The sequence below is a fragment of the Streptococcus mitis genome, assembly GCF_946190325.1.
Taxonomy (GTDB): domain Bacteria; phylum Bacillota; class Bacilli; order Lactobacillales; family Streptococcaceae; genus Streptococcus; species Streptococcus mitis_CF.
This window is the reverse complement of record NZ_CAMHZR010000001.1, coordinates 90,308-106,645: the sequence shown is the minus strand read 5'-3', so window position 1 is coordinate 106,645 and position 16,338 is coordinate 90,308. Positions and strand designations below refer to the sequence as shown.

21 protein-coding genes are annotated in these 16,338 nt (G+C 35.6%); 7 read left to right on the top strand and 14 right to left on the bottom strand.

Features of this window, described 5'->3' with window-relative positions:
• Positions 1-16 precede the first annotated feature (16 nt).
• Both N8M95_RS00555 and N8M95_RS00550 read left to right on the top strand, forming a co-directional pair.
• Positions 17-1,365 (top strand): IS3 family transposase gene (locus N8M95_RS00555; protein ID WP_261116372.1). Its coding sequence is split into 2 segments (ribosomal slippage): positions 17-467 and positions 467-1,365, totalling 1,350 coding nucleotides; the frame shifts between segments, so codons are not numbered across the junction.
• Between the two features lie 203 nt (positions 1,366-1,568).
• On the top strand, positions 1,569-2,105 hold the full coding sequence (locus tag N8M95_RS00550; RefSeq protein WP_261116371.1) for a biotin transporter BioY: 537 nt from the start codon (positions 1,569-1,571) through the stop codon (positions 2,103-2,105).
• A 53-nt stretch (positions 2,106-2,158) separates the two neighbouring features.
• Here the strand turns inward: N8M95_RS00550 and N8M95_RS00545 are convergent, their stop codons facing one another.
• Entirely contained in the window at positions 2,159-2,374 is a 216-nt protein-coding gene (locus tag N8M95_RS00545; protein WP_000807422.1) for a YdbC family protein, read from the bottom strand.
• A 98-nt stretch (positions 2,375-2,472) separates the two neighbouring features.
• On the opposite strand from N8M95_RS00545, the gene N8M95_RS00540 reads away from it, so the two are divergent.
• Entirely contained in the window at positions 2,473-2,793 is a 321-nt protein-coding gene (locus N8M95_RS00540) for a hypothetical protein (RefSeq protein WP_261116370.1), read from the top strand.
• Positions 2,794-2,823: 30 nt separating this feature from the next.
• Here N8M95_RS00540 and N8M95_RS00535 read toward each other — a convergent pair whose 3' ends face one another.
• The 8 genes from N8M95_RS00535 to rpsP form a co-directional block, all read right to left on the bottom strand.
• The gene (locus N8M95_RS00535) at positions 2,824-3,162 is read right to left on the bottom strand and encodes an ATP cone domain-containing protein (RefSeq protein WP_001196038.1); all 339 of its coding nucleotides are present in this window, start codon (positions 3,160-3,162) and stop codon (positions 2,824-2,826) included.
• Positions 3,163-3,173: 11 nt separating this feature from the next.
• The gene (gene trmD / locus N8M95_RS00530) at positions 3,174-3,893 is read right to left on the bottom strand and encodes a tRNA (guanosine(37)-N1)-methyltransferase TrmD (RefSeq protein WP_261116369.1); all 720 of its coding nucleotides are present in this window, start codon (positions 3,891-3,893) and stop codon (positions 3,174-3,176) included.
• Complete coding sequence (rimM, locus tag N8M95_RS00525) at positions 3,883-4,401, bottom strand: ribosome maturation factor RimM (protein ID WP_001105892.1); 519 nt, start codon at positions 4,399-4,401, stop codon at positions 3,883-3,885. Before rimM ends, trmD begins: the two co-directional genes overlap by 11 nt.
• A gap of 30 nt (positions 4,402-4,431) precedes the next feature.
• Positions 4,432-5,220 carry an alpha/beta fold hydrolase gene (locus N8M95_RS00520; protein WP_261116368.1) on the bottom strand — a complete coding sequence of 263 codons (789 nt, stop codon included), beginning with the start codon at positions 5,218-5,220 and terminating at the stop codon, positions 4,432-4,434.
• A gap of 97 nt (positions 5,221-5,317) precedes the next feature.
• Positions 5,318-6,175 carry an alpha/beta fold hydrolase gene (locus N8M95_RS00515; RefSeq protein WP_261116367.1) on the bottom strand — a complete coding sequence of 286 codons (858 nt, stop codon included), beginning with the start codon at positions 6,173-6,175 and terminating at the stop codon, positions 5,318-5,320.
• A gap of 149 nt (positions 6,176-6,324) precedes the next feature.
• A complete protein-coding gene (locus N8M95_RS00510) occupies positions 6,325-7,227 on the bottom strand; it encodes a DMT family transporter (protein ID WP_261116366.1) in 903 nt (300 codons plus the stop codon).
• A 439-nt stretch (positions 7,228-7,666) separates the two neighbouring features.
• Positions 7,667-7,906: an RNA-binding protein KphA gene (gene kphA, locus N8M95_RS00505; RefSeq protein ID WP_000379617.1), complete on the bottom strand. Its 240-nt coding sequence runs from the start codon at positions 7,904-7,906 to the stop codon at positions 7,667-7,669.
• A 19-nt stretch (positions 7,907-7,925) separates the two neighbouring features.
• A complete protein-coding gene (gene rpsP, locus N8M95_RS00500) occupies positions 7,926-8,198 on the bottom strand; it encodes a 30S ribosomal protein S16 (protein WP_000268760.1) in 273 nt (90 codons plus the stop codon).
• A 176-nt stretch (positions 8,199-8,374) separates the two neighbouring features.
• Here rpsP and N8M95_RS00495 point away from each other — a divergent pair, with 176 nt between their 5' ends.
• The 3 genes from N8M95_RS00495 (at position 8,375) to N8M95_RS00485 (ending at position 9,701) form a co-directional block, all read left to right on the top strand.
• Entirely contained in the window at positions 8,375-8,518 is a 144-nt protein-coding gene (locus tag N8M95_RS00495) for a hypothetical protein (protein WP_261116599.1), read from the top strand.
• A gap of 377 nt (positions 8,519-8,895) precedes the next feature.
• On the top strand, positions 8,896-9,474 hold the full coding sequence (locus tag N8M95_RS00490; RefSeq protein ID WP_261116365.1) for a hypothetical protein: 579 nt from the start codon (positions 8,896-8,898) through the stop codon (positions 9,472-9,474).
• A 2-nt stretch (positions 9,475-9,476) separates the two neighbouring features.
• On the top strand, positions 9,477-9,701 hold the full coding sequence (locus N8M95_RS00485) for a helix-turn-helix transcriptional regulator (RefSeq protein WP_001041098.1): 225 nt from the start codon (positions 9,477-9,479) through the stop codon (positions 9,699-9,701).
• Positions 9,702-10,524: 823 nt separating this feature from the next.
• Here the strand turns inward: N8M95_RS00485 and N8M95_RS00480 are convergent.
• The 4 genes from N8M95_RS00480 to N8M95_RS00465 are packed head-to-tail and all read right to left on the bottom strand — an operon-like array spanning position 10,525 to position 13,285.
• Positions 10,525-11,310 carry an ABC transporter permease gene (locus N8M95_RS00480; protein ID WP_003013947.1) on the bottom strand — a complete coding sequence of 262 codons (786 nt, stop codon included), beginning with the start codon at positions 11,308-11,310 and terminating at the stop codon, positions 10,525-10,527.
• A 1-nt stretch (position 11,311) separates the two neighbouring features.
• The gene (locus tag N8M95_RS00475; protein WP_003013825.1) at positions 11,312-12,106 is read right to left on the bottom strand and encodes an ABC transporter permease; all 795 of its coding nucleotides are present in this window, start codon (positions 12,104-12,106) and stop codon (positions 11,312-11,314) included.
• A complete protein-coding gene (locus N8M95_RS00470) occupies positions 12,103-13,089 on the bottom strand; it encodes an ABC transporter ATP-binding protein (RefSeq protein WP_003010129.1) in 987 nt (328 codons plus the stop codon). Before N8M95_RS00470 ends, N8M95_RS00475 begins: the two co-directional genes overlap by 4 nt.
• On the bottom strand, positions 13,082-13,285 hold the full coding sequence (locus N8M95_RS00465) for a hypothetical protein (protein WP_003010127.1): 204 nt from the start codon (positions 13,283-13,285) through the stop codon (positions 13,082-13,084). Before N8M95_RS00465 ends, N8M95_RS00470 begins: the two co-directional genes overlap by 8 nt.
• A 654-nt stretch (positions 13,286-13,939) precedes the next feature.
• Here N8M95_RS00465 and N8M95_RS00460 point away from each other — a divergent pair.
• Positions 13,940-14,743: a peptidylprolyl isomerase gene (locus N8M95_RS00460; protein ID WP_261116364.1), complete on the top strand. Its 804-nt coding sequence runs from the start codon at positions 13,940-13,942 to the stop codon at positions 14,741-14,743.
• A gap of 53 nt (positions 14,744-14,796) precedes the next feature.
• On the opposite strand, the gene N8M95_RS00455 is transcribed toward N8M95_RS00460, so the two are convergent.
• The gene (locus N8M95_RS00455) at positions 14,797-16,338 is read right to left on the bottom strand and encodes an ABC-F family ATP-binding cassette domain-containing protein (RefSeq protein ID WP_000025406.1); all 1,542 of its coding nucleotides are present in this window, start codon (positions 16,336-16,338) and stop codon (positions 14,797-14,799) included.

Sequence of the window (16,338 nt, the reverse complement as noted above, 5' to 3'; positions counted from 1 at the left end):
TTTGGGGTGTTTTATTATGAAATTGAGTTATGATGATAAAGTTCAGATCTATGAACTTAGAAAACAAGGATATAGCTTAGAGAAGCTTTCAAATAAATTTGGGATAAACAATTCTAATCTTAGGTACATGATTAAATTGATTGATCGTTATGGAATAGAAATCGTCAAAAAAGGAAAGAATTGTTACTATTCTCCTGAACTAAAACAAGAGATCATTGATAAAGTTCTTCTTGAGGGGCATTCACAAATTAGGGCGTCTATGGATTATGCTCTTCCAAGTAGTGGATTACTTTCGAATTGGCTGGCACAATACAAGAAAAACGGGTATACTATTGTTGAGAAAACAAGAGGGAGACCACCTAAAATGGGACGTAAGCCAAAGAAGAGATTTGAAGATATGACAGAATTAGAACGTCTTCAAGCAGAAAATGAGTACTTGAGAGCGGAGAATGCCATTCTAAAAAAGTTGAGAGAACTCCGATTGAGGGACGAAAAGAAGCAAGAAGAAAAACGGAAATTGTTCAAGGACTTGTAACAGAGTTTTCTTTAGATATCCTTCTAAAGATTATTAAGCTTGCCCGTTCAACTTATTATTACCACTTAAAACAGCTGGATCAAAGCGATAAAGATTATGATATTAAAGCTGAAATTCAGTCAATTTATACTGAGCACAAAGGAAATTACGGCTATCGTCGCATGACTCTAGAATTACGAAATCGTGGCTTCGTAGTGAACCATAAGAAGGTGCAGCGTCTGATGAAAGTACTTGGTTTAACGGCTCGAATTCGCCGTAAACGGAAGTATTCTTCATACCAAGGAGAGGTTGGCAAGAAAGCAGATAATCTTATTCAACGTCAATTTGAAGCAACCAAACCAATGCAAAAGTGCTACACAGATGTGACAGAATTTGCCATTCCAGCAAGCAGCCAAAAGCTTTATTTATCACCAGTTTTAGATGGCTTTAACAGCGAAATTATCTCCTACAATCTTTCTACTTCGCCGAACTTAGTACAAATGAAAGCTATGCTAGAACAAGCCTTTACAGAGAACCATTACGAAAATACAATTCTCCATAGTGATCAAGGATGGCAATACCAACACGATTTTTATCATCATTTTTTAAAGAATAAGGGAATCCAACCATCTATGTCACGTAAGGGAAATAGTCCAGATAACGGTATGATGGAATCTTTCTTTGGCATTCTTAAGTCTGAAATGTTTTATGGTTATGAGAATACGTTTCAGTCACTTGAACACTTGGAACAAGCTATTGTAGACTATATTGATTACTACAACAACAAACGAATTAAGGTAAAACTAAAAGGACTTAGCCCTGTACAATACAGAACTAAATCCTTTGCTTAAATTAATTGTCTAACTTTTTGGGGTCAGTACAAATGTGTCTGCTTCTTTTTTGATGCTTTCGAATCAACAAAACAATTACCCAGCTTAACCAGTAAGCAAAATCGGCCGTTACAGCTTTTGTTACCTTATCTTTAAAAATTGGTTGACAATCATTCTTCTGCGAGTATAATAGTTACTATACATCAGAAACGAGGTTAACTATTTTGAAAAAAGCTCACGTCTATGCTATCCCTGCTATTGGGGCTGCTCTCATTGCTGTATTGGCACAAATCAGTCTCCCAATTGGACCCGTCCCCTTCACTCTGCAAAACTTTGCAATCGGCTTGATTGCTACTGTCTTTAGACCGAGAGAGGCTGTACTTTCTGTTGGTCTCTATCTTCTTCTAGGTGCTATCGGTCTTCCTGTCTTTGCAGGAGGTGGAGCTGGTTTTCAGGCTTTAGTTGGCCCTACTGCAGGCTATCTTTGGTTTTATCTCGTTTACTCTGGACTTACTTCTTCCCTAACTAACAGCAAGAGTGGGATTGTGACCATTTTTCTTGCAAACCTCTTGGGTGATGCCCTTGTCTTTGTCGGAGGGATTCTCAGCTTGCATTTCCTAGCTGGAATGGCATTTGAAAAAGCTCTTGTTGTGGGAGTTCTTCCCTTTATCATTCCAGATCTTGGTAAAATTATTGCTATTAGTTTTATTAGCCGTCCGCTACTTCAACGCCTTAAAAATCAGGCTTACTTTGCTAACTAAAAAAGGATATCGAGTTGTCATGACTCAGTATCCTTTTCTTTCATTTTGAAAACTTAGTTGCCTTTAAAGGCATCCACCATTGTTTGAAATTCTTCATTTGAGAGAGTAATTCCCTTGCCCATTTTAGTATGGTCTGGACTCCAAGCACGAATATCAAACTTTGCAGGAGCACCATTAAAGCTCACACGGTTGATTTCCTTGGTCCAACCTTTTTCGTTTTCAGAAAGAGTCAACAAATGCTCTTCGATTTCAAATGTAAATTCTGCCATTTTCTTCTCCTTTTTTAGCTTTCATTTGATTATTCGTAAAATCTTGTAGATTTTAGGAAAATTTTATATAATATTGATATAAAAGAAGGGAGGCCACTATGAGATATAAATTCCAGCAAGTTCTAGATAAAATACATGACTTTTTAAATGGACATGAAGAACCTGACCAGACTGAAAGCAACTCCCTTACAGCCACTATTGAAGAGGCTATCCAGAAACAAACCGCTGTCCACCTTATCTTGTCTGAGACAAGCTTTACAGGTGACATCATCAAATACGATCATCAACGTCAGCAAATTATCGTGAAAAATTTTGCCAAAAATGTGACCCGTATTATCCGCATAAGCGATATTCAACGCCTGCGATTTGTCCCTTCAACCGTCCAAACAGCTCAAAAAAATAGATTTAAGAAAGAGTGAGATGTAGTTGCTTCATCCCACTCTTTTTTCTTAGCGAATTTGTTCAAAATGTAAATGAACCGCGATATGATCGCCATAACCACTTCTTTCCAAGTCACGTTGTAGACGATAGGAAATGTAGTGTTCTGCGATAGTAATGTAACCTGCTCCCAGTAAACGATGTTCAACCAAAGACTGAATCATGCTGATGGTAGCACGTTCCACCTTGGCTTCTTCCAAATCCAAAACCACTTTCTTAGTGACTTGTGCAAGGTTTTGACGCAAATCATCTGTCAATACATAGACAGTTTGGGCCGCCTTTAAGATAGCTTGGTAAATCTTATCTGGATTAAATTCAGCAATTTCTCCATCACGTTTGATTACTTGCATAGCTTTCTCCTTTATTCTTTGTTTTCTTTAATTTCTGACAGCATTTTTTCTTCTTCTGCTGTCAGTTGATAATGTTCTAACAAATCCGGTCTGCGCTCATAGGTTTTCTTTAAACTCTCATACAGGCGCCACTGACGAATTTTTTCATGGTGCCCGCTCATGAGCACGTCTGGCACAACCATGCCTCGATAATCATAGGGGCGTGTGTACTGAGGATATTCGAGAAGGCCTGAAGAAAAACTATCATCTTGGTGGCTAGACTCCTTGCCAATCACTTCTGGAATCAGGCGTACCGTTGCATCAATCATGGTCATAGCCGCCAATTCCCCACCAGTCAAGACATAATCTCCTAGAGAAATCTCATCCGTCACTAGTGTCTTGATCCTCTCATCATAACCCTCATAGTGTCCACAGATAAAGATTAGCTCTTCCTCTTGAGCTAAATCCTCAGCATAAGCCTGATCAAACTTCTTTCCAGCTGGATCGAGGAGAATGACGCGCGGATTTTTCTTTTCAATAGCATCAAAGGCATCGAAAATGGGTTGGGCTCGGAGCAACATCCCCTGACCGCCTCCGTAAGGCTCATCGTCGACATGGCGGGCCTTTTCAGCGTATTCTCGAAAATTATGATACTGGATATCCAAGAGCCCCTTTTCTCGAGCCTTTCCGACGATTGAGTGCTCAAGCGGAGAAAACATCTCTGGAAAGAGGGTTAAAATATCAATCTTCATCGTCTAACCCTTCTAAGATTTCCACATCGACGCGGTTATTTGGAATATCAACATTGAGAACCACTGGTGGGATATAAGGCAAGAGCAAGTCACGTTTGCCTTTTCGCTTGACCACCCAGACATCGTTAGCACCTGGTTGTAGGATTTCCTTGATAGTTCCAATCAAATTATCACCCTCATAGACTTCCAAACCAATAATCTCGTGATAATAGAATTCACCGTCGTCTAAATCATTCAAATCTTCCTCAGCAACCTTTAGACTGTATCCCTTATACTTTTCAATAGCATTGATATGGTACATATCTTTGAATTTAATAATGTCAAAGTTCTTCTGTTTACGGTGGCTAGCAATGGTCACTGTTTGAACAAACTGATCTTTTTCATCAAACAAGGCCAGCTCAGCCCCTTTTTTAAACCGTTCTTCTGCAAAATCCGTCACAGACAAGACTCGCATCTCACCCTGTAACCCCTGCGTATTGACGATTTTCCCAACATTAAAGTAGTTCATCTTGTCTCCTGTAGTCTATTTATTTCCATCTTATTCTGACAATTCTCGAATAATAGTCACAATTTTTTCTGATTCTGACCATTGTAAATAATGGTGATTCCCTCCTAAAATGAGTTTAGTATTGGAAGTCCAATATTCTGATTCTCTGTACTCTTTTTCTCTATAAGCCTGACAAAAAATAAATACAGGGACATGAGATTCTATCGACAAATTCTCAAAATCTTCCTCAGTAATCTCTCCAGATATCTGAAATTCTGAATCTTGATTTTGCAACTCTGAACCTTTTTCTTGCATTATTTCCCAGATTTCTTTATTGATTTCAGGGCTAAATGTGGCTTGAGTTAAGCTCTTAAAATAAAGTTCAGGACCACACTCCTCAATCAGCATCATCTGCTCTTCCATTTCTGGATAAGGATTTTCTGAAAAATCAGCAAACATGACTTTTTTAGTTGTCGGTTCAATTGCTACTAAAGCCTGACACTTAATTGGTTTCTTGAGCAACTTGCAAGCTAAAATTCCACTCAAACTATGTGCACAAAGTATATATTCAGAAATCGCCAATTCTTCAAGTACTTCATAAACCGCATCAGCAAGATTATCTAGATTTTTTCCAGCTTGGTCATGAATCGGACTCCTACCTGTGTTTGGAAAATCAATTGTCAAATAACCAATTGTAGGAGGAAGTTTTTCAAGTATAAGTGAAAAATTTTCATAACTTGGTAGCAAACCTGCGCCACTTAAAAAAACTAGCATTTTCTTTTGCTTTTGATAAGTAACAGAGAGACTACCAATTTCTGTAGATACTTCAATCCTCTTCATAAAGAAATCCACTCGTTCTATATAATGAATTATTAAAAATCCTTATCCCTTATTTTATCACGTTCTATGGATTTTCTCAAGTTGGATAGATCTTGTCTTACGGGCCTACTACATCTTCAAAAAATTCACCAATAAGCTGATTAAACTCTTCAGGATGGTCATTCATAGGCTGGTGTTTGCTATCTGAAATCGTTACTTGACGCGCATTGGGATTTAAGGCAATGATACCATCATAAATCATTTTTAGGTGTTTGGGAAAATCATTTTCACCTCTTACTAATAGCATAGGAGGATTGCCATGGTAACCTTCTATCTCATGGACAGCCAAAAAACCTGTGAGTCCAAGGTTCAAAAAAACATCTCTCCCAGTTTCTATAATGGCCGTCTTAATCAATTCTCTTGTGATAGGGTTATCACTACACATTTTTGAGTTCTTATCTGCAATCACCTTCCAAGGAATCGCTTTATACATAAGGGAACTATATTTTATGCGATTTCTCTCTTTATCTGATAGGTATCGATGCTGTCCCCAACTATCTACCATGACCAAGGCAAGAACTCGATCTGGATGACGATAGGTGTACTCTTGAAGTGGATTTCCTCCCCAAGAATGTCCGACCAATATCACCTTATCTAGCTGGAAATAAGACAAAATAGCATCTACATCTTGAACAGCGTCTTCCAAGTCAGGTAAACCAACTTTCATAGGTGATTCACCCTGTCCTCTAACATTGACAAAGTAGAGGTCAAATCCTTCAAAGGCATCATACTGGTGGGCCCACATCTGACTACGGCCACAAGCTCCATGATAAAAAATAATGTGGCCTTTACTTGCGTTTCCAGGACGATGATAAACAACCAAGTCACAATCTAAGACTGGTATAATGTGACGTACCAAAGTCTCAGGTTTTCTGTTATAAAAAGCAATAGCTTCAGCTATATCATTTTGCTTCATTATTACACTCTCTCCTCTTTATCCTAGTGTCATTCTTTTTATCTATTTTATCATGCTATATTAAAATCATCGTTTTCTAAACTTAAGTCCATTAAAAATTTTGAATTTTCTGTATCATTTAGATTAAGAAAAAGACTGCTCAGCAATCTTTACTTTTTTCTCATCAGATTCATGCCTAAAATTCCAGCAATAATCAAAGTTGCTCCGATTACATGGTAGCTATAAATTGGTTCATGGAGGATAAGAGCTCCGGCTAGAATGGTCAAAACTGTTCCAAGATTTCCAAAGACACTGACGGTTGATGCTCCAAGTCGAACAATAGCATAGATAGAGAGACTACTAGTAACAATAGAGGCTAAAATTCCCAAATAAAAGATGGAAAGTAGATAAGGAAGCTGTCCGAGCGGTGCAACGTAGGCTAATATGTTGCCATCTAGATAGTGCGAGATCAGACTCAGCGTATTAAAGGTGACGAAGCCAACAAATATCACAACAGCTGTCATATCCATAGCCCGATGGCGTCCTCCTTTGGACTTGCTGAGGATATTGTTTATTGCATTGGCGAGAACAGATCCCAACATCAAGAGAAAGCCAAAGCTAGCAGTCTCAGTACCAAAGTTAGCTCCTTTACTAAGGAAGATGAAAACTACTCCTGCTACGGATAAAATTAAAAAGAACTTTTGAAGCAAGCTTGTCTTTTCCTTGAGAAAGGTCGATGCTAAAAGGAGCGTAAAAATCGGGACAAGAGCCTGTAAAATTCCAGCTTCAGAAGACGATATATACTGTAAAGCAAAGGATTGAAAAATGAAAAAGAGAAGTGGATAGAACAGACTCATAGGAAGAATAGAAAGAATATCTTTTCTACTTAAACTCACTTTGATAAGTTTGGTTTGATGAAGGGCGACCAATACTAAAGCTGCGATTGTATAGCGATGCGCTAAGTTCGTAAGAGGACTGGTATAGCTTAAAGTAATTTTAGTAAATAAAAAAGAAAAACCAATGATTGCTGAAAAGGATAAGGCCGCTAAGTAAGCTTTTGTTTTCTCGTTCATAGACTGTTACTCCTTTTAAAAATAGATATTCTCAAGATTGATTGACTAGACTTCTTTGAGACTATCTTTCCATTTTAGCATAATAAAATTCTAGGTGCTATTCCTAGGGATTAGTATTTTATGCCTGCTATCAGCGTTTATCTACTGCATTTCCTAAAAAGGATTCAACCAATCTAATCTTCTTTTCTCGTTCTTATCTCACAAGTTCTCACTTGTCTGCCTCATGGAGATTCCTCACTTTGATAGCATAATCCACCATTTCCCTTGCTTTTTATTTCTTATATTTACTAATACCTTCTTTATTAAGTAAAAAAATGATTTCTTATTGTCTTAGATGTTCCACTTCAAAAAGCCTTCCAAGTCACGATTATGCTATTGCTTGATGGATGAAATTTTACACTTGTCCTCGCAAAAAAGCGAGACATCCGTCCCGCCCTTCTTATTTTTCGTCAATAACGATTCTTACTTTTTTGTCTTCAGTTGGGACAGAGTAGACAATCGTTCTTATCGCAGAAATAGTGCGACCCTTACGACCGATTACACGACCCACATCGCTTTGATCAAGATCCAAATGATATTCCAAAAATTCTGGTGTATCTTCAATCTTGATAGTTAAGGCATCTGGTTGTGAAATCAAGGGTTTCACAATCGCAATAATGAGATTTTCAATCGTATCCATCTGTCAACCTACTTTAAACTTATTTTGAGAATTTAGAATCGTGGAATTTTTTCAATACGCCTTCTTTTGAAAGGATGTTACGTACTGTATCTGAAGGTTGAGCTCCATCAGCCAACCATGCAAGAACGCGGTCTTCTTTCAAAGTTACTTGGTTTTCAGCAACAAGTGGGTTGTAAGTTCCAACTGTTTCGATGAAACGTCCGTCACGTGGTGAACGTGAATCTGCTACGTTGATACGGTAGAAAGGTTTTTTCTTAGAACCCATACGAGTCAAACGGATTTTAACTGCCATTTTTAAAGTCTCTTTTCTTATTTTTTATTTCGGTGAAATAGCTGAGCTATTTAGCACATGTTCTATTATATCAGATTTCTGGTAGGTGTCAAGAAAAAAACTTGACAGACTATAAAATTTTTAAAGCTTTTAGAAAGTTGTTAGAATAGGAAATAAATGTTTGAAAGAAGCTAGCCGTGAATACTATTTTAGAAACATTTTATAAAGACCATCAAGTCAAGCCCTTCATCTCTACTGAACGAGATTTGAATGCTTGGCTCCTAAATACCAAGCCCGTTTTCAAACGAAATATCAAGGATTTTAAGAAAGATATCTACTAATTAATTTATAAAATATGAATTAATAGATTCTAAATAGGGGAATAATTTAGTTCTGTAAAAATTAACTTCTACACCTACAACGCTTATTCTGACAGACTTTATAACAGTCTAAGAAAAAAGTAGAGATTCATACAGTATCTAGATTTTCCAAAAATTCTTTATCATCAAATATTATTAACGAAACTATCCAAATCAAATCCGATGCATTGCTTCAAAGAATTCTTTAGTTATTTGACTATCAAGGGCTTTTATTAAAAAATTTTTTCAAATAATTGCCACCTTGGCACATAAATTCTTGTTTTCTAAATTTAAATGTGATATATTTATAACATAAAATTTAAGTGTTATATATTTATAACACAAAAAAGGAGTCTATCATGAAAAAAAGTCAAAAAATGCGTGGCCTCATTGCAATGATTGCCGTAGCTCTCTTTATTGATTTTACTGTTTTATTTGGTTCTAATCTTAGTTGGGGACCCAAGTTAGTTATTACTGGTATTTCAGTGTCAGGTCAAATTGTAGCTATTTCGAGCTGGCTACATAAGAGTCAGAAAGGTAAGGAAAAGATTATTTTTGACTTGTCTGCTAAGCTTTACACGATACTTTTGTTTGCAGCAAGCATTTTTTATACAGTAGGAATTTGGGTTGCGACCCCTAGCGAAAGTTCTGGTATTAAAGAATGGATTTTGGGAATTGGCCTCGTTATTGAAGTGATTGTATTTGTTTTTTTCTCTTTAAAAAATGTCAAGGAAACTCCAGACGAACGCTTTTACGCTAATTTAGCAAAGGCAGCTAGCTTGATGTTTGTTTTTATACTAGGCGCACTGATGATCCTATCAGTTATCATTGTGTATATGGGGGCTCTCACTCTTTACATGGGCCAAGTCTTTATTAGCATAGCTGCCTTGATTTTCATCTTTGCGGTTGTCTACTTTATCTTGGAACGGAGAGGATAAGCATGGCCAAAGAAAGCAAGATTATTACTAATCTTAAATCTGTTCGTGAGTCGACAGGCATGACCCAGCAGGAGTTAGCCGACCTCATCGGCATGCGACGCGAGACAATTCTGCACTTGGAAAATAACCGTTACAACCCTTCGCTGGAAATGGCTCTTAAAATTGCTCAAGTTTTTAATCTGAAAGTAGAAGACCTCTTTGAACTCAGACAGAACGAGGAAGCATAATTCTTTTCGAGACCTAGTATTAAGTTCATTGATTAATTAGGAATTGAATTCAAAAGAAAAATCCTTTGAAAATGTGCTCTTTTAAAATATAGTAATTCTTTCGAATTAACCTTTACTAATTGTGATGCTTTACGAGCTTTCTTAAGACCTGGTTGGGGCACCACTTATTTTATCCAATTTCAAAATGCTTTAAAATCAACGTTTTCATAAGTTTCTAAAAATTCAAATTTCAATTAAGTTCAATCACTTTCATTTAAATAAGGTAAACTTTCATTAAAAATAAGATAAAATCGAACCAGAATATCAAAAGTTTACCTTATTTGGTTTTTACAGAGGTGAAATAGGGGTTCACTACACGTCAATAGATGTTAGAAACCTTGATTTTAAGCGATTCTTGAAATTCTAAATTTCACTACATTGCAATATAAATCAACCGAATCACTACCTTTTTCACTACCTTTTTTGAAATAAGAATAATGATTCGGATATATAAAAGAAGAGGAACTTTATTGTGAAGCTCCTCTTTTTGTTATGTGTTCTTTTTCTCACAGATCGTATGACCTGGTTTGACACAGTTGGATTTCAGGTACTTTCAGTTTAGCTTTATATCAACCATCATCAAAATCCAACTATTTTCTTATTTTAAAAAATATGAATAAGTTTGATTGAATGAGGGAATTTCTTTAAATTTTTTCTTAGCACCTATAAGTTAATAATACTATTCTTTAAATTATAGTTTATAATTATCTGATGTTTCAATGACCACAAAACAAAGTACAGCGAATCACTTCCTTTAGTCAAACATATAACTGAACAACATTGTTTATCTTCCTGCACTTTCATATTTTTTCAATCCTTTTCTAAAAATTGTACGACTGATAATAATCAAAAAAACTGTAAAAACTATTTGATAGAAAAATAGGTTCAATGTATCTTTCCCTAAAAATATTAATACTGCAGGATTGGCAATTAATAAATTGGGAACAAATAACATAGTGATCAATCTGTTAATACCTGTAAAAATATTATATGGATACTTAGAAATTCCAATATAATTCAAAAATACATCTACTTTTGAAAATTTAGTTGGGAACCAAAATGAACTAATCGTTATTAGAAACCAAATTGAATAATATATAATACAACCACACATTAAAGAAAGGATATAAAATAATATTTTTAATGAATTTAAATGTACATTTAAATTTCCATAACTTATAAAAATGATCGCAAGACCAAAAAAAGTATTCACGAATTGAACTAAATTAAATGATCTAAAAATATAGAACAACTGAGTATCAAACGGCCTCAATAAAATTTGATCCAAGTTACCACTCAAAATATCTGATTCTAAAATTCCCATACTTCTAATTAACAATCCCATCATAACTCCATCTACAATAGTGTAGGAACCTACCAAAAATAAAATTTGATAATAGTCCCAACCATTAAAAGAGTCTATGTTTAAGAAAATCAATCTAAAAAATACAATAGGTAAACCAATCCACAGTATCGACGAAAATAGACCACAAAAGAAGTCAAAATGAAAATTCATATCAGATTTAAAACCAAAATGAAGTAGCCTAAAAATTACTTTTATTCTAAACATTTTATCCTCCCACATTTGAGAAGTGCTCCACTCCTTTTCTCAATATGAATCTTGATATAATATAAAAAATGATGCACCAAATCAATTGAATACAAATAATTCTCAAATAGTCTATTAATTTATATGTATCATTACTAAACATCTGAAGCGGTTCATATACTAAGTATTTAAAAGGTAATACATCTAAAAACAGACGAAAATTATTTGAAAAAAAACTTAAAGGCAATAATATTCCTGATAAAAACTGAATTACTATTTCTTTAACAGTAAGGACAAAAAATATATTTTCTAACCAAAAAGAAAGCATACCTACACAACATGATATTAAAAACCATAGAACCATAGATAGAATAATTGCAATACTTCCTAAAATAAGAATTTCAATGGTTAATAACTCATTCTTGTAATAAACACTGGAGAATAAAATGACAGGAATGATGATAAATAATAAATGAGCAAGCCTATCTCCAAGCATTTTACAAAAATAATACTTATAAAAAGTAACAGGTTTTATTAATATGCTAAAAAAATTTCCTGAATGAACATCGTCATTGATTTCCCAATCAACTGGATAAAAAACAAAATATGAAAAAATTATAGTCCCCAAATAGTATTGAACCATTGAGGTAAAATCATATCCTGCTATATTTATCTGGTTACTCTGATATATATACGTCCATAAAAATACTGATATCATAATTTGTATACTTGCCTGTAACATTAACAATAGTACACTTGATTTATAGTTCAAAATAGATCGAAATGATATCAGAATAATAGACATTTCTTTTTTCAATTGTGCTCCTTTTTTGTAAAATAGTTTTGTAAAATAATTTCTTCTAAAGAAAGATTTGATATTTCAAAATCTTCTATATCTACAAGCTTATTGATTGATTCTAATGTCTCAAAGACAAAATCTCTAGGTATTTTTAGTATACATTCCGATTTTGTTTGAGAAATGACTACTACTCCTTTAACAGAGCATAACTCTGGTACCAAATCTAATGTCATTTTTATCTTTAAATATTTAAAATCAGAAAATTTAGATAAAATAACATCCATTGACTCCTGCAAAATAATTTTTCCTTTGTCAATGACGATTAATTCGTCACAAACAGACGAAATATCATCCATATCATGACTCGTTAAAATAATAGTAGTATGACATTCTTCATTCATTTTCTTTAAAAATGTTCTGATATCTTTTTTAGACTGTATATCTAACCCTATAGTAGGCTCGTCTAAAAATAATATTTCCGGACTTGTTAAAGATGCCGCGATAAACTCCATTTTCATTTTTTGTCCAAGAGAGAGGGTCCGGACCTGCTGGTAAAGCTGATCTTTTACATTCAACAAATTGCTTAATTCCTGAATTCGTTCTTGTAAAATCGCCGGTTCTACCTCATATAAAGTACCAATCAATTGAAAATAATCCATAGCCGAAACATCTTGAAATAACTGTAATTTATTTCCTACTACTATTGAAATTTTTTTTCTAAAATTTATACTTCTTTTAAATGGAATTTCTCCATTCACTTCTAATTTTCCGGAACTAGGATAAAGAGTCCCAGTCAACATTTTAATCGTTGTGGATTTACCAGCTCCATTACTCCCAATAAAGCCAACTATACTCCCTCTCTTAATCGTAAAACTAATATCTTGAACAGCTCGAATCGTTATTTGATTACGTTTCAAAAATCTCTTGATAAATGGGAGTCTTGAATCAAAATTATAAAAATTTTTAGATAAATTCTGAGCATTAATAACTATTTCACTCATATATCTCTCCTTTCGATAAAATATATTTACTTGTACTTTTTCCATACTTTACCAAAATGCTAAAGATTGAGCTAAAATCTTCGGGATGGGTAAAATAATATTTGTCTTTAAAAAGTTTCTCAAAACCTTCAAGGCGATTATTGAAATCATTAAATTTTGTATTGTCTAGCTGGTTGAATGTCTCTTTAATATCCATAAACTTTCTCCGTGATTCTTTATTTCACTTTATAAATAGAAGAGTGTCTATATATTTATAGATCCTCAAGAACTTGCATTTTATCAAGTATAAGTAGAATAGTATGTAAGTGTTTACATATTCATATTATATGATTATTTAAGGAATCCGTCAATTTTCCACATTATTATATGACAAAATGTATTTTTTAAAAATGCAAAAATCTATGAGCAAGATGTTTGACTTCCTTTTTCAAAGTATATATACTTATATTAACCTTAGAAAAGAAAAAATGTTTGAACAGATATTCAATAATAATTACTTTTTTTAAAATTAAAATTCGAACTTTAAATTTTTACCTTTTTTATATTATTGAGTAACCTAAATTGCCCAATTTGTAAAATTTAGCTAGACAAAAAAAGACATCCAAGAGAAATTTCTTAAATGTCTGTAAACGTTGATATAAGCGTGTTGATTAACGTTTTGATAATTGTGATGCTTTACGAGCTTTCTTAAGACCTGGTTTCCTAAATACTTCGAGTACACTTATGGTATTGATACCTCTAAACAAGCGACCTTCAGGTTGACTTCCTCTTAAACTGTCTTGTCACTAACATTTGAAATCCACTTCCTTTTAGGGTACAATGGTAGAAATGAATTTTTGAGAGGAACAGAATGAAAAAACTAGCAACCCTTCTTTTACTATCCACTGTAGCCCTAGCTGGATGTAGCATCATCCAACGCAGTCTGCGTGGTGATGACTATGTTGATTCCAGTCTTGCTGCTGAAGAAAGTTCCAAAGCAGCTGCCCAATCTACCAAGGAGTTAAACGATGCTTTAACAAACGAAAACGCCAATTTCCCACAACTATCTAAAGAAGTTGCTGAAGATGAAGCCGAGGTGATTCTCCACACAAGTCAAGGAGATATCCGTATCAAACTCTTCCCTAAACTCGCTCCTCTAGCGGTTGAAAACTTCCTCACTCATGCCAAGGAAGGCTACTATAACGGCATTACCTTCCACCGTGTCATCGATGGCTTCATGGTTCAAACTGGAGATCCAAAAGGGGATGGTACAGGTGGTCAGTCCATCTGGCATGACAAGGATAAGACAAAAGACAAGGGAACTGGTTTCAAGAACGAAATTACTCCTTATCTCTATAACATCCGTGGTGCTCTTTCTATGGCTAATACTGGTCAACCAAACACCAATGGTAGCCAATTCTTCATCAACCAAAACTCTACAGATACCTCCGCTAAACTCCCTACAAGCAAGTATCCAAAGAAAATCATCGAGGCCTATAAAGAAGGGGGAAACCCTAGTCTAGATGGCAAACACCCAGTCTTTGGTCAAGTGATTGACGGTATGGATGTTGTAGATAAAATTGCTAAAGCCGAAAAAGATGAAAAAGACAAGCCAACGACTGCTATCACAATCGATAGCATCGAAGTGGTGAAAGACTACGATTTTAAATCTTAAAGACAAAAAATACAGTATCCACATTCGGTACTGTATTTCTTTTATCCTCATTTTTAAGTTAGATTATTAAAATCCCAGATTTGGTCCATCCAGCCTTCATAAAAGTCTGGTTCGTGACAGACCATAAGGATAGACCCTTTGTATTCTTTCAGAGCGCGTTTGAGTTCATCCTTGGCATCCACATCCAAATGGTTGGTCGGCTCGTCCAGCACTAAAACGTTGTTTTCACGATTCATCAAGAGACAGAAACGAACCTTGGCTTGTTCCCCACCTGACAAGACCTGAATTTGACTTTCGATATGCTTGGTTGTCAAACCACAACGGGCAAGGGCTGCACGAACTTCTGCTTGGTTGAGAGCTGGAAAGGCATTCCAAACAGCCTCTAGTGGTGTTTGACGATTGCCACCTTCTACTTCTTGCTCAAAATAACCAAGTTCTAGGTAGTCACCACGTTCCACCTCCCCAGCGATTGGTGGAATTATCCCCAAGAGACTCTTCAAGAGAGTCGTTTTCCCGATACCATTTGCTCCGATAATGGCAACCTTTTGATTACGTTCAAAGGTAAGATTTAAAGGCTTGGTAAGAGGTCGGTCATAACCAATTTGCAAATCCTTGGCTTGGAAGATAAAGCGCCCTGGCGTACGAGCTGGTTTGAAATCAAAGGATGGTTTTGGTTTCTCACTTTGCAGTTCGATAATATCCATCTTATCCAATTTCTTCTGACGGGACATAGCCATGTTTCGTGTTGCAACACGCGCTTTGTTTCGCGCGACGAAGTCCTTGAGGTCTGCAATTTCTTTTTGCTGACGTTCATAGGCTGCCTCTAGCTGAGATTTCTTCATGGCATAGACTTCTTGGAACTGGTAGTAGTCACCAGAATAACGCGTCAGCTGTTGATTCTCCACATGGTAGACAATATTAATCACGTCGTTCAGGAATGGAATATCGTGTGAAATAAGAACAAAGGCATTCTCATAGTTTTGGAGATAGCGCTTGAGCCAATCAATATGCTCAGCATCCAAGTAGTTGGTCGGCTCATCCAAAAGCAAGATATCAGGCTTTTCAAGGAGAAGTTTTGCCAAAAGCACCTTGGTTCTTTGCCCACCTGACAAAGAGGTTACATCCGTATCCATGCCAAAGTCCATGACACCAAGGGCACGCGCTACTTCGTCAATCTTGGCATCCAAGGTATAAAAATCACGACTCTCCAGACGGTCTTGGAGTTCTCCCACTTCTTCCATGAGAGCATCAACATCCGCTCCATCTTCAGCCATTTCCATATAAAGGTCATTGATACGAGCTTCTGCTTTGAACAGCTCATCAAAGGCTGTACGGAGAACATCACGCACCGACTGTCCTTCTTCCAAGACAGAATGTTGGTCCAAGTAACCTGCCGTCACATATTTAGACCACTCAACTTTCCCTTCATCTGGCAACATCTTACCAGTCACGATGCTCATAAAGGTTGATTTCCCTTCACCATTAGCACCGACCAGACCGATATGTTCTCCTTTGAGAAGACGGAAGGACACATCTTCAAAAATTGCACGGTCACCAAAACCGTGACTCAGATTTTTAACTTCTAAAATACTCAT

Bases quoted from the DNA above. Each gene is read 5' to 3' on its own strand.
- N8M95_RS00545 (WP_000807422.1), bottom strand. From the start codon at position 2,374: ATGGCAGAATTTACATTTGAAATCGAAGAGCATTTGTTGACTCTTTCT.
- N8M95_RS00540 (WP_261116370.1), top strand. From the start codon at position 2,473: ATGAGATATAAATTCCAGCAAGTTCTAGATAAAATACATGACTTTTTA.
- N8M95_RS00535 (WP_001196038.1), bottom strand. From the start codon at position 3,162: ATGCAAGTAATCAAACGTGATGGAGAAATTGCTGAATTTAATCCAGAT.
- trmD (WP_261116369.1), bottom strand. From the start codon at position 3,893: ATGAAGATTGATATTTTAACCCTCTTTCCAGAGATGTTTTCTCCGCTT.
- rimM (WP_001105892.1), bottom strand. From the start codon at position 4,401: ATGAACTACTTTAATGTTGGGAAAATCGTCAATACGCAGGGGTTACAG.
- N8M95_RS00520 (WP_261116368.1), bottom strand. From the start codon at position 5,220: ATGAAGAGGATTGAAGTATCTACAGAAATTGGTAGTCTCTCTGTTACT.
- N8M95_RS00515 (WP_261116367.1), bottom strand. From the start codon at position 6,175: ATGAAGCAAAATGATATAGCTGAAGCTATTGCTTTTTATAACAGAAAA.
- N8M95_RS00510 (WP_261116366.1), bottom strand. From the start codon at position 7,227: ATGAACGAGAAAACAAAAGCTTACTTAGCGGCCTTATCCTTTTCAGCA.
- kphA (WP_000379617.1), bottom strand. From the start codon at position 7,906: ATGGATACGATTGAAAATCTCATTATTGCGATTGTGAAACCCTTGATT.
- rpsP (WP_000268760.1), bottom strand. From the start codon at position 8,198: ATGGCAGTTAAAATCCGTTTGACTCGTATGGGTTCTAAGAAAAAACCT.
- N8M95_RS00490 (WP_261116365.1), top strand. From the start codon at position 8,896: ATGAAAAAAAGTCAAAAAATGCGTGGCCTCATTGCAATGATTGCCGTA.
- N8M95_RS00485 (WP_001041098.1), top strand. From the start codon at position 9,477: ATGGCCAAAGAAAGCAAGATTATTACTAATCTTAAATCTGTTCGTGAG.
- N8M95_RS00480 (WP_003013947.1), bottom strand. From the start codon at position 11,310: ATGTTTAGAATAAAAGTAATTTTTAGGCTACTTCATTTTGGTTTTAAA.
- N8M95_RS00470 (WP_003010129.1), bottom strand. From the start codon at position 13,089: ATGAGTGAAATAGTTATTAATGCTCAGAATTTATCTAAAAATTTTTAT.
- N8M95_RS00465 (WP_003010127.1), bottom strand. From the start codon at position 13,285: ATGGATATTAAAGAGACATTCAACCAGCTAGACAATACAAAATTTAAT.
- N8M95_RS00460 (WP_261116364.1), top strand. From the start codon at position 13,940: ATGAAAAAACTAGCAACCCTTCTTTTACTATCCACTGTAGCCCTAGCT.
- N8M95_RS00455 (WP_000025406.1), bottom strand. From the start codon at position 16,338: ATGAGTATTTTAGAAGTTAAAAATCTGAGTCACGGTTTTGGTGACCGT.